At 45.7% G+C, this 12,778-nt stretch carries 11 protein-coding genes; 10 read left to right on the top strand and 1 reads right to left on the bottom strand.

What is annotated here, in order from left to right; translation table 11 throughout:
* Positions 1-726 precede the first annotated feature (726 nt).
* The 8 genes from DYH48_RS13610 to DYH48_RS13575 all read left to right on the top strand — a co-directional run bounded on the left by DYH48_RS13610 (position 727) and on the right by DYH48_RS13575 (position 8,824).
* Complete coding sequence (locus tag DYH48_RS13610) at positions 727-1,074, top strand: hypothetical protein (protein ID WP_012196855.1); 348 nt, start codon at positions 727-729, stop codon at positions 1,072-1,074.
* Between the two features lie 124 nt (positions 1,075-1,198).
* On the top strand, positions 1,199-1,900 hold the full coding sequence (locus DYH48_RS13605) for a TetR/AcrR family transcriptional regulator (protein ID WP_115335089.1): 702 nt from the start codon (positions 1,199-1,201) through the stop codon (positions 1,898-1,900).
* Positions 1,897-3,066, top strand: a complete 1,170-nt coding sequence (locus DYH48_RS13600) for an HlyD family secretion protein (RefSeq protein ID WP_115335087.1) — start codon at positions 1,897-1,899, stop codon at positions 3,064-3,066. Before DYH48_RS13605 ends, DYH48_RS13600 begins: the two co-directional genes overlap by 4 nt.
* The gene (locus tag DYH48_RS13595) at positions 3,063-4,019 is read left to right on the top strand and encodes an ABC transporter ATP-binding protein (protein ID WP_115335086.1); all 957 of its coding nucleotides are present in this window, start codon (positions 3,063-3,065) and stop codon (positions 4,017-4,019) included. Before DYH48_RS13600 ends, DYH48_RS13595 begins: the two co-directional genes overlap by 4 nt.
* Positions 4,009-5,130, top strand: coding sequence for an ABC transporter permease (locus DYH48_RS13590; RefSeq protein WP_115335085.1), 1,122 nt, complete (start codon positions 4,009-4,011; stop codon positions 5,128-5,130). The genes DYH48_RS13595 and DYH48_RS13590 overlap by 11 nt, the downstream gene beginning before the upstream one ends.
* 121 nt (positions 5,131-5,251) lie before the next feature.
* Complete coding sequence (gene lepB / locus DYH48_RS13585; RefSeq protein ID WP_115335084.1) at positions 5,252-6,211, top strand: signal peptidase I; 960 nt, start codon at positions 5,252-5,254, stop codon at positions 6,209-6,211.
* 279 nt (positions 6,212-6,490) lie between these two features.
* Positions 6,491-7,777, top strand: coding sequence for an acetyl-CoA hydrolase/transferase family protein (locus DYH48_RS13580; protein ID WP_115335083.1), 1,287 nt, complete (start codon positions 6,491-6,493; stop codon positions 7,775-7,777).
* 216 nt (positions 7,778-7,993) lie between these two features.
* On the top strand, positions 7,994-8,824 hold the full coding sequence (locus DYH48_RS13575) for an enhanced serine sensitivity protein SseB C-terminal domain-containing protein (protein WP_115335082.1): 831 nt from the start codon (positions 7,994-7,996) through the stop codon (positions 8,822-8,824).
* A 209-nt stretch (positions 8,825-9,033) separates the two neighbouring features.
* On the opposite strand, the gene DYH48_RS13570 is transcribed toward DYH48_RS13575, so the two are convergent.
* The gene (locus tag DYH48_RS13570) at positions 9,034-10,266 is read right to left on the bottom strand and encodes a serine hydrolase domain-containing protein (protein WP_115335081.1); all 1,233 of its coding nucleotides are present in this window, start codon (positions 10,264-10,266) and stop codon (positions 9,034-9,036) included.
* Between the two features lie 801 nt (positions 10,267-11,067).
* On the opposite strand from DYH48_RS13570, the gene DYH48_RS13565 reads away from it, so the two are divergent.
* A complete protein-coding gene (locus tag DYH48_RS13565) occupies positions 11,068-11,598 on the top strand; it encodes a hypothetical protein (protein ID WP_115335080.1) in 531 nt (176 codons plus the stop codon).
* Positions 11,599-11,837: 239 nt separating this feature from the next.
* Complete coding sequence (locus DYH48_RS13560; protein ID WP_115335079.1) at positions 11,838-12,566, top strand: hypothetical protein; 729 nt, start codon at positions 11,838-11,840, stop codon at positions 12,564-12,566.
* Positions 12,567-12,778: the final 212 nt, after the last annotated feature.

The following is a 12,778-nucleotide window of genomic DNA, read 5'->3' as shown; positions in this document are numbered from 1 at the left end:
TTACTCACTTTGGGTAGAACATGATTTAAGGCCTGAATACGACGGATAGGGTGAATGCGCTAGTTTAGGTTGGCAGCCGATGTGATTGCCGTAACTTAGCCATTATCAACAGGACTTAACTCAAGCTTCTTAACCTAGACGCAACATTTTGAGCTGGCAAGTAAAAAAATCACCATATAATTGAATAGCATGGCAGTATTTTAAAGCATACGTTTTAATGTCAATATCGAGGGCGATAAGGTAATGATAAGCAATGACTAATAAATGGTACTGTGTTTTATGGTGTTTGAAATCATGGCTCGATTACGCAAAATAATTTTCTGTGACATTGGCTTTGCGTTTGAGTTAATAGGTTTATCGTTCTGTATATAAAGGTTTTTTGGATAAATCCGCTAAACTTAGCCACTCGCTTTGTGAGATCGACATCAGCTTAGTGCATTTAAAGCGTAAACCGATTAGGCTGAGCTGAGTTAAAGTAGCATCAACGTGATGAATACCCATACTGCCAAGCATGCACGCATTTATGATATGTCAGCTTTTAGGTCATTGATTGAAGCATTGATTTAACCATTTTTTGAAGCGTTGATTTGAAACATTGATTGAATCACTAATAGAAACAGCGATTCAAACAGTGATTGAGCGATGGGCTGAAATACGAGATGCAATGCGACTTGGGCAGGATTAAAGAGATAAGGGAGAATAAGTTTGGCGATAGAACATAATGAGATGGTGAGCTGCTTAAGTGGATTGCAATGCCGCACTAACTTCACCATAAAAAACATTACCGAATACATGCTCCCAGACACCAAAGAGGCGTTCTATTTACACCTCGACGGTAAATCCCCGAACTTGATTATTCGGCCCGCATTTGAGGTTTTTTCTGGCGAACTCGCCACCATTGCAGGCGTGCATGCCAAATACGATTATTTCCACAATGCGGAGATGACTCGTTTTCCAAAGCGTTTGCATAAGAGTCTCACCGAAACCCACTATGGACTTGCCTTTAGCTTTGACACAGCCGAAGCCGTGCAGCAATTTGTCAGCCGTTTAGGTGCCATAGTCAAAGGTGCATAAATTTTAGTCTTGACGCTTTAGGGTTAAATTCCTCAATACCAATGAAAATGAGGAATTTAACTGCTGCCTTTTTACGCGGCGTTTCAGTATATTCATCAGTAGATGAATTTTGCAGGAGCCTGCCATGTCGCTTATTCCCGGTCGTCCTAGGGGCGTCGTTCCATTTAGCGCCCAACCTGAATCGCCGCCCATTCACGGTCGTCCGAAGGGAAATTCAGACGCGCGTCAACGCTTAATAACCGCTGCCTTAAGTCTCTTTAGTCATCGCAGTTATCCTACTGTGTCTACCCGTGAAATCGCCCGCGAAGCCGATGTCGATGCTGCACTTATCCGTTACTATTTTGGTTCGAAAGCGGGTTTGTTCGAACAAATGGTGCGGGAAACCCTTGAGCCCGTATTAACCCGCTTACGCGAAATATCTGCAGCTGAGGCGCCGAATAATGTCGGCGAAATCATGCAGACCTACTATCGCGTTATGGCGCCCAACCCTGGCTTGCCACGGCTGATTATACGGGTATTGCAGGAGGGCGATGGCTCGGAACCCTATCGAATTATCTTGTCTGTATTTGAGCAAGTGTTAACTCTGTCGCGGCAATGGCTCGAATCCACGTTAGTTAATTCGGGATTATTAAAAGAGGGTGTCGACCCCGATTTAGCACGGCTAAGTTTTGTGAGTCTTATGGTTTTTCCGCTTATTGCCCCGCCCGTATTAATGCGTCAGTTCGGCTTTTTTGATGCCGATGCTGCGCTTTTGCAGCGCTTAGCTCTGCACAATATGCAGGTTTTTACGCAGGGACTGTTATGTGAACCAAGGAGCCAGTCATGAGCTCAACGAAAGGTTTAACGATGTTGAATGACCAAGATTTTAGTCGCAATCGTTTCAGTAAAAACAACTCAAGTAACAAAAGTTTAAGTAACAGCAGTTTAAGTAGCAGCAAGTTAAGCAACAGCAAGTTAAGCAACAGCAAGTTAAGAAACAATAAGTTAACTAATCAAACCGCATTAGCTAAAAGAGTCGCGACAGGTGTCGTTTTAGGCTGTTTGCTGCTGCAGTTAGCGGCTTGCACTCAAGAGTCGCCGAGCGTCCTTGGCGCAGTCGAGCGTGACAGACTGACACTGACCGCGCCCGTGGGTGAGTTGATTACTCAGGTAAATGTGGTTGAGGGTCAGCAGGTTAAGGCGGGCGAAGTGCTACTCACACTCGATTCGACCTCGGCCAATGCGCGCCTTGCCCTGCGTCAAGCCGAGCTTGAACAGGCCAAGGCTAAACTTTCTGAGGCGGTGACTGGCGCGCGTTTAGAAGATATCGAACGCGCCAAGGCCGTGCTCGACGGGGCGAATGCCAGCGTGAAGGAAGCGCAGCGAGCCTTTGAGCGTACTAACCGTTTGTATGCCACGAAAGTGCTGAGCCAAGCGGATTTAGATACCGCCCGTGCGGCGCGGGATACCAGTTTAGCCAAGCAAGCCGAGGCGGAGCAAAGCCTGCGCCTACTAGAAAATGGCACCCGTAGTGAGCAGCTAGAACAAGCTAAAGCCGCGGTGGCCGCCGCCAGCGCCAGTGTCGCCATCGAACAAAAAGCCTTAGCCGACTTGAGCTTAGTGGCGGCGCGTGACGCCGTTGTCGATACGCTACCTTGGCGAGTAGGCGATCGCATTGCGGCGGGTACTCAGTTGATTGGTTTGCTGGCGAGTGAGGATCCCTATGTGCGGGTTTATCTGCCCGCGACTTGGTTAGACAGAGTGAAGGCCGGTGATAGCGTCAATATTCTTGTGGATGGCCGCGAGATACCGATTACTGGCACAGTGCGCAATATCCGCAGTCAACCTGCTTACACGCCATTTTATGCGCTTAATGAGCGTGATCGAGCGCGGCTGATGTATCTGACTGATATCACCATTTCCGCCGCGGGTCAGGATTTGCCGACGGGCATGGCATTAGCTGTGGAAATCGATGTGCAGCCAAAAGTGCAACAAAAAGTGAAACAGCCATGAGCCACGCCGATTTTGCTATCGAGACCCAAGGCATGACCCGCGCCTTTGGCGGCGTCAATGCGGTGGAAAACCTCGACCTCGCCATTCCCAAGGGAACCATTTATGGATTTCTTGGCCCCAATGGCTGCGGAAAATCCACTTCAATTCGCATGTTGACTGGGCTGCTGAGCCCAACGTCGGGGGAAATCCGCGTCTTGGGTGAAACCTTACCCGGCGCCGAGGAAAAACTGCGTCGCCGCATCGGCTATATGACGCAAAAATTCTCCCTGTACGACAATCTTTCGGTGCGGGAAAACTTAGAATTTGTCGCGCAAATCTATGGTTTGAACCGCCGAGCCTCAAAGCTGCGGATAGCCGAGTTAGTTACGCTGTACGATTTAGTCGGCCGCGAGAAACAAATGGCGGGCTCCATGAGTGGCGGCCAGAAACAGCGTTTGGCCTTAGCGGCGGCGACCTTGCATCACCCCGAATTGCTGTTTCTCGATGAGCCGACCTCGGCGGTCGATCCCGAGAATCGGCGCGAGTTTTGGGAGCGCTTATTCGATCTCTGCGCCCAAGGCACCACGATTCTTGTGTCGACTCACTATATGGATGAAGCCGAGCGTTGCCACGGTCTGGCGATTTTAGAGCGGGGGATAAAACGCGCCGACGGTTCACCCCAGCAGCTGATGGCGGCGATGGGCGCTCGGGTGGTTGAAATTTCAGGGGATGATTTACGCAATTTAAAGCAATCATTGATCAGCGAGTCTGCCGTATTATCGGCGGCGCAAATCGGCAGTCGTTTACGGGTGTTAGTGCGCAGCGATATTGAAGATCCACTCGCTTGGCTTAAACCTCGGGTTGCCAGCCGGACGATGGAAGAAGTGCGCGCTACCCTAGAAGATGTGTTTGTCACTTGCACCGGCGAGCGTTTGGCTGGGGTGTCCAAGGGAGCAACTGACCATGTGGCGTAGAATTTTTGCAATTGTCGTCAAAGAGCTGCGGCAATTATCACGGGATCGTATGACCTTTGGCATGATAGTCATGATCCCGCTGGTGCAACTGATGTTGTTTGGTTATGCCATCAATACCGATGCGCGCCATCTGCCCGCGGGGCTGGTAAATTTGAGTGATTCCACCTACAGCCGCTCATTGGTGCAGGCGGTGGAAGCGACGCAGGTGGTGGATTTCAAACAGCGTTATTTAAGTGCGGCCGAGGCAGAGGCGGCGATCACTCGCGGTGAAGTTAAAGCTGTGCTGTATTTGCCCGCCGATCTCGATGAGCGCTTAGTGCGTCACCCAAGCTTTGCGGGTCAGCAATATTTAGCTCAGCCGGTCGGGCAATGGCTGGTGGACGGTTCTGATACGGTTGTCGCCTCAACCATTCGTAGCCTTAGGCAAATGCCACTGGATGAAGTCGCAGGGAGAGCGCAAAAAGCCGTGATGCCGAGTTTTGAAGTGGTGCAATATTTCAACCCTGAGCAACGCTCTGTGGTCAATATAGTGCCCGGCCTGCTGGGGGTGATTTTGACTATGACCATGGTGATGTTTACCTCCGCCGCCATAGTGCGTGAGCGCGAGCAGGGCAATATGGAGTTTTTGATCACTACGCCAGTACGGCCGCTGGAGTTGATGCTGGGTAAAATCGTGCCCTATGTGATCGTCGGCTTTGTGCAAGTGACCATTATCCTGAGCGCAGGGCATCTGTTGTTTGATGTGCCGATTCGCGGCGGGATCGACTCCATCGCCCTTGCCGCTATGTTGTTCATTTGCGCCAGTTTAACTTTAGGATTAGTGATTTCGACCATAGCGAAAACCCAGTTGCAATCGATGCAAATGACGGTATTTATCCTGCTGCCATCGATTCTATTGTCAGGGTTTATGTTCCCCTACGAAGCCATGCCTATCGCGGCGCAGTGGATTGCCGAAGCCTTACCCGCAACCCACTTTATGCGCATGTCACGGGCCATAGTGCTACGCGATGCCCAAGTGATGGATCTGCAATTTGATGCCCTGTGGATGATAGGTTTTACCTGTATCGGGCTATTTATCGCCAGCATGAGATTCTCTAAGCGTCTAGATTAATATTATCATCAGTATGCTGATAGTCGCATGGCAGGCTATCAGCGACAGGAAATGAGGTTGTGCTAGGTTAGGCAGTGAATTATGATGCCGTTTTCCAAATCTAGGGTGAAACGGAGTTCAATTGGATATTCAATGGAAGCCAAAAGCTTGGCTCGCAATATTATTAGGCCTATTTTTTCAGCCGTTTGTATTTTTATACGTTAATCAATTTAAATATTTTATTCGATATTTTATTGGTGCGCTGATTATCGCGGCCGTGGATGTATTTTTACACTCCAATTATTTCCCATTTAAATCGGGGAATATGGCTTGGCTTCAACATATTTACCTCTCTTGGTTATTTATTGTTATTTGTCCCATTCACGGATTTATGATCGCCCGTCGTTACGATATTACTCAACCCCGCCGCTGGTATGCTCGCTGGTGGATAGTGTTAGCGAGTTACGCTTTGATGATGTTACCGCTGATTGTGTTACGAGGTTTTTTCTTTGAGCCTTTTAGTATTCCGGCCTCTTCCATGAAGCCGACGTTAGCGCCCGACAATCATGTGTTGGTGAGCAAGTATGGTTTTGGTAACTATCGATATTTAGGTTTTCAACTGGCTAAGTCGACGTCATCGGTAACACCCGCAAGAGGGGATATATTGGTATTTCAATACCCTGCAAACCCGACGATTGACTATGTAAAACGTGTCATTGGTTTACCCGGCGATAGGATTATCTATCGTGATAAAACCATTTTTGTGCAGAAAGCCTGTGATGTATCGAGGGAAGCTTGTGCAGAATTGGACTCACAATACGAACGTATCGATAAAAATTTATTACCCGAGTTGAGCACTGAGACTCAAGCCGTTTACCAAGAGTCGCTGGATGACATTCACTATCAAGTATTATTACTCCGCCATCAGAAAGAACTGGTTGATCGCTATTATGTGCAAGAAAACACATTAAGGGGTGAATGGTTAGTTCCCGCTGGTCAGTATTTCGTCTTAGGTGATAACAGAGACAATAGCTTAGATAGTCGATATTTTGGGTTTATTCCTCAAGACTTGATTATTGGTAAAGTGATATATATTTGGTAAGGCTGAGTGCTGATGGGGATAACCTAATACGGGCTTATTGGTGTTATCCCTAATCAAACTGTTGCAAAGCATTTTAGCCAGAGGCTTTATTAACCTCTAGTGCCAAAATAGGTTGAATGTGTATTTTGAGATCCAATTAATAATCCAGAGTTTGATATAGCGCAAACTATAGATAAACAGTCGCGCTAAGCCATTGAAATCGATATTGCTTAATTAGGATATCCCTTACACTACCGCTAGGGCCATTGCCGCCATCATGCTTAGGGAAGGGAATTCATTATGCCTGCAATCATTTGTCATAGCGCGCTCGAAGCCGTTGCATTAATTCAAAGTGGCGAGACGCTGTGGACGCATTCTATGGGCGCCACGCCGCGTATTTTACTCGATGCGTTGGCGCAGCACGCACTCACTAAAGACAATCTCACCTTATTACAGTTACATACCGAAGGCGCTGAATCCTTAAGCCATCCGAGTTTACAGGGACATTTACGCCATCGATGTTTTTTCGGTGGTCTGCCGACGCGGGCATTGTTGCAAAGTGGTGATGCGGATTATGTGCCGATTTTCCTGTCTGAAGTGCCTAAGTTGTTTCGCTCCGGCGAGCAAAAAATTGATACTGCGATTATCCAAGTATCGCTGCCCGATAAGCACGGCATGTGTTCCTTAGGGATCTCGGTCGAAGCCACGCTCGCGGCCTGCCAAGTGGCGGGTAAGATCATCGCCCATATTAATCCTCAAATGCCACGCACCCACGGCGATGGATTTATCCATATCGACCGCTTTGCCGCTGTGTATGAAGAAAGTGCGGCCTTGCCGATCCATTCTTTTGGTACGGGCGATGCCGTGAGTCTGGCGATTGGCAAAAATGTCGCCCAATTGGTACGCGATGGTGATTGCCTGCAGATGGGCATAGGTGCAATCCCCGATGCTGTTTTATCTTGCTTAACCGACCATAAGGATTTGGGCGTTCACACTGAGCTATTTTCTGACGGCATATTACAACTGGTTGAAAAGGGCGTGATTAACAACAGCAAGAAGCGGTTTTATCCGGGGAAATTAGTCACAGGTTTTGCCCTGGGAAGTCAAAAGTTATACGACTATGTTGATGATAATCCAGCGGTTATCTTTATGGACATAGAGCAAGTCAACGACACGTCTATTATCCGTAAAAACCCTAATGTGATGGCGATTAACTCGGCGCTACAGGTCGACCTTTCTGGCCAAGTGTGCGCCGATTCGATTGGCACTAAAATCTATTCCGGCGTCGGCGGCCAGATGGATTTCATCCGCGGCGCAGGCTTATCCGAAGGCGGTCGCTCTGTGATTGCGCTACCCAGCACGGCTGCAGGCGGCACGATTTCCCGCATCGCAAGCGTGTTATCACCCGGCGCGGGTGTCGTTACCACTCGGGCCCATGTGCATTATATTGTGACCGAATACGGCGCTGCTAATCTACGCGGTCGTTCACTGCGCGAACGGGCACAAGCGTTGATCGCCATCGCTCACCCAGATTTTAGGGAACAATTGAGCCGTGATGCCTTCGATGTTTGGGGCTTAAGACTGTAGTTTTTAGGTGTGTCCCTCGTTCTGATCTGTCGCTCAGTCTTCATTGATGGCACGCATAAACATAAAGAGAGGTAGGCTGGGCGTACTAGATCCCCCGCGCCCAATGTTTTAATATGCCCGCTCGATATTATCTGTTCAGTGTTAATTGAATTGCTTAAAGTATTTTAACGCTTTGATAAGAAAGGACTGAACTGCTAAATAAAAGGATGTTTGTCAATGCTGTACCACTTAGAAGCGACCAATCCACTCGAACAATGTTTTGAAAAGGCATTAAGTAATAATGCGCACGCTGAGGCGTTTTATCAGCAATTGAGCCAAGCAAAACTCTTTATCTTGAGTGAGAGTAGCGAGGATGCGCCGCAGGCGGGCGATGGTGCTATCGCGATCAGCATCAAGCAATGGTATATCCCCTTAGAAGATGGCAGCGATCATCCTTTTACCCCTATTTTTACCTCTCAAATTGCGGTTGATAAAGCCATTGAGCTGATGAAAAGCGAAGGCACTGAGTACCATGGCGTGATGGAACTCGAAGCGGCCACGATTTTTCAGCTGCTATTGCAGTCGGGCAATGATATGGCGCTGAATCCCAACAGTAATATGTCGAAAACCTTAGATGAAGATGAGATCCGCTATATGCTATTGCCGGATTTTTCTTTGGTTGAGCAAAGGGGTGCACTGGTTATTCTGGGCAAAGTCTTCAGTGATGAACTGCCCATTTTTGCAGAGTTAAAGGAAATACTCTCAAACTATAAGCGTGTCCAGAAAGCCTATCTTATCGAATCCAACTCGTTGAACTTTGGTAGGAGTTGCACAGATCATGCGCTCTGTTTGGTGGTGCAGTTTGTAGATGATAATACCGATGATTTAAGTCGGGTAAGGGCAGATGTGGATAGAATGCAGCGCAAAATGGACCCCAATAGTTGGGAGGTGAAAGTGCATCAAATGCGCGCAGATGTTCAAGAACCCCTCGGACAGTTTTGTGTTGAAAAAGCCGAGCCTTTTTACAGTCAGTCGTTGTTTGCAAAAATGAAGCGTTGGTTTGCCTAATCATAAATAACTGGCTGATCTATGTACCTGCTCATTAAATGAGTTAAGGCTTATTCGCGCTTTCTGTGGCGATCATCGCTGCGATTTTTCCGTCGCAATTTTAAAGCGAGCCGCCAGCTAAATGGGTTTTAGTCTGGCGTCTGGCAGTGTACTGTTTCTCTTCGCATTACTGCTCAATGTGCTGTTATTTAATGCCTCATTTAAGCAGCTTACTTTTCTGTCACTTTAAATTCTGGCCAGTCATATTCGGCTGAAATACTGGCCAGAATTTCCTTTATTAAGGCGGCACCATTATCGCCGTTGGTCAGCACAACTGCTCCCTGTCCGGTTTGGGTATAACCATATAATTGGCTGCGGAAGCCTTCATTGCCGCCACTATGGCTAAAGCTTATCCGGTCTGGCAGTTGTTCAACAAAAAAGCCAAGGCCGGTTTCACCCAATACTCGGGTTAACATGGTTTTGGTCATATCCGTTGAGAGTATTTTATTGGACGTTCCCGCCTCTGACTGTTGCACCTCAATGATGACTTTGGCTAAATCCGTCGCCGTCGTCCACAGACCTGCTGCCGCCAGCTCGGGGTTTTGATGCCACAGACCCGCAATTGCAGCGCCATTTTCATCATGTCCTGCAGCGGCATTGCTGTGCGCTTCGGCGGGTAAGGTTTGTGCGAAGAAACTGTGCTGCATGTCTAAAGGAGAAAAGAGGGTTTGTTGTAGTAATTGCGGAAAATCCTGTTTGCTGGCCTCAATCATCATCAATTGGGCGATAGTGTAACCACCACCAGAATAGCTCCATTGGGTGCCAGGTACGGCTCCGACCCGAATCGCATCGGTATTGGACGGAGCAACACCGTTTAGCACCGCCAGTAAGTCGGGCAAAGGCTGCCCATCGGCATAACCTTTAAAGCCATGAACATTGATGCCGCCACTGTGGTTAAGCAATTGTCGTAGGCTGACTTTGTGCTCTTTGGTAAATTCATTGTCAGGCAGCTTCCAGCTGTGCAATTGGTTATTGATATCACCGTCCAGTTGCAGTTTTCCTTGTTCAACCAGATGCAATGCTGCCAGCGCGGTGAGGGATTTACTGATGGATGCGGCCTGAAATAATGTTGTTGGTGTTGTACTTTGCGCACCTTCAGTACCGTCTTTTCCCGCAATATTGGCGCCATAAGCCCGAGCCCATTCAATGCGGCCATTATTGACGACCGCAATACTGACCGCAGGCACCCGATAATAGTGCATCCGATCCACAAGGTTCATCTTTTGCGCTGAGGCGCCTTTAGCAACCACTAAGCTGGAAAGCCCGTGCTCGACGCGGCTAATGCTGTCATTTTGCGCCACATCATCTTGAGTGGCAGTCGCGGCTGAAACTACACCCGGATAACAACAGCCGAACACCAATAAAGCCAGCGCATTACGTAGCGGATTTAGCATATTGAGCATGTGATTTTAGTCCTTTATCAAATGTTGAAAATCCTTGGCGAAACAGGGGGATGGTGTTCGTTTGTCAAAACAGACGGCAGTATTTAGCGCGGCGCATCACTGAGTGTGGATTTGTCGCATATCAGTCTGAAACAGTCTGATGAACTGAACATATTGGATTGTGGTTACAGTTGCAATCTCGCAGGTGTAACTAATGATGACACGCTTTAGTTACCAATAGGTATTCAGCTATTTGCCATCGCGGATGATGCCGCTGCTTTAATTCAACGCGGCGAGACTTTGTGGATTCATTCAATAGACGAACAGTTAGATACGCTGATCTTCATTGTCACTCAGACTTTAGGGGCAAACTGAGTCGTAGTGCCTTTGACGTTTGGGCTTTAAGGGTTTAATTCTCTTTATTTATCAATGGAGTTTTCTTTTAAACTTCGTTTGTTTATTGATTTTCAAAGTCAAAGTCGTGGGGCTTCACCCCACACCCGACCAAGGAGAACTGCTCGTCCTATCCTCCTTGGATTCTCCAAGACGCCCCCAACGGAGTTGAAAGCCCCTTGAGCTCATCTGCAAATTTGCTATCGCTTCCGAAGGATGCGTCCCTGCACCTGCGAAAGCTAGCTTGCCATCCATGGCAAGACTCACGCAATTTGCCTATTCGCCCTGCGGCAACTCCGAGGGGATGGTGTATTTCTGAAGCTTAAGTGTTGATTGTTAGGCATATCAGGAATAAAAGTTTTGTTTGCCCTATTTTTTGTGTTAAACCTGAGACATTACAACTAATTTAAATATCTTGAGATAGAAGACATGATAAAAAATAAAAATACTTTTAATAGAAATTTAAAAAACTTAGATTTAGAAAGTCTATTCAGAAGCCTAGATGTCGAGGGGCTTTCTAAGCCGTTCGATTTATATATCGAAGCTATAGAATCATTTTATACATCTTACAATATTAGTAGCAGTTCTTATATTTTTAGAGCTTATAAATCATTTGATGTGGATGTTAATGATGAAAAGGAAGTTGGTTTTATAACTAGCGCTTTACGTTATGCTAATTACAATATTAATTCTCTTAAGGGTGAGAATGTAATCCTATTTTCAGAGCCTGTTATAGTATCTGAAATTGATTGTAAAAATTTGATGGTTAATGGGAATGAAAACGCGATAAGGCTTATTACATTTCTTGGTTCAGATAAGAGGTTTTCAATAAATAATTATGTGTATTATGTTAATTCACATGGTGAAAAGGAAAGTATTACAGAAGTAACAAAGTATAAGGTTCATGATGTTGTTCTTGGGGTTATTCTCCCTAAAAACTGCAACCCTCTATCTATGTAAATCGTTAAGTATAGTGAGTTGCACACTGATCAAAATAAGCTCTTACAAACTAAGGCGGCACTTCAAGCTGCTAAAGATATTCGGGGGTTGAAATACAGAAAATAAAAAATAAGCTCGTTGAAATTAATAATGTTATCTACAGTAAAGCTGATGAGTTAATTTCTGTCGAAGGTGATATAGATGTCGCTGAGCAAAATAAATTACATGCCGAAAGTAGTCTTGAGTCTAGTAAGGAAGTATTGGAAAAGGTTCGTGTTGACTTAGATAAATCAAGCGAAGCATATGAAACTCTAAAAATGGAAATAATAAAAAAAACTAAACAAATTGAATCTCTTACTGATCTTATTGCTATAAACTCTACCATGCACAGTGAGCAAGAGTTGAAGCTTGGTGAGATATATAGCAAAACTCAAATGGCAAGTGATTCTTTAAGGGATATAAAGAAAGAGTTGAGTGAGGCAAACAGAAAGAAAAACCTCAGCACTCTTGATATGGTTGGCCATTCTAATGAAACTTCTAAACAATTAAAGCCCTATTATTTCTTTACTTTACTAACTTTCCTAGCGCTCGTTTGGATGGCTAAGTATATATATCAAAATGGTGAGAATTTTACAACAACACTTCCTTATCTTGTTCATGTAAGTGCATGGGATATTTTTTTGAGTCGTTTGCCTCTTGTTACGGCGACTGCATTAATAATCGCAGGGTTGTCGGGGGTGTTCTTTTATTTAATTAAACATATTGTTTTATTGAATACTGAGAAAATGACAATGTTAAAAGCTGCTATCTTGGCAGAGCAAATTACAAATTCATTAGATTGTAAAGAACTTACTGGGCAGGAAAAGTTAGAGTTTAAACGAGACACTAAAATTAAGCTTATTACGCAAGTTTTCGCTAGGACGGAGTCTAATGTTGATATCGCAAGTTTAATGATTGATGTATTAAAAGCAGTGAACGATAAAAAATGAAGTTAAATTTTTTTAAAATAAAAAGGTGGAAGAACAGATAGATAAATTTCTATCTATGGAAATTATGTTGAATACTATTTTCAATAGACATTTTTTGAGACTGTTATCTCTATCTTGGCATTTTTTAGCGGGCAGATATATGAAAGGCTTTGATGATTTATCTCTGATATGTAAGTGACGGTTGGCAGTATGACCGCTTTTTCACATCTGAC

Source organism: Shewanella baltica (genome assembly GCF_900456975.1).
Classification (GTDB): domain Bacteria; phylum Pseudomonadota; class Gammaproteobacteria; order Enterobacterales; family Shewanellaceae; genus Shewanella; species Shewanella baltica.
This window is presented reverse-complemented; position numbering and strand designations above follow the sequence as displayed.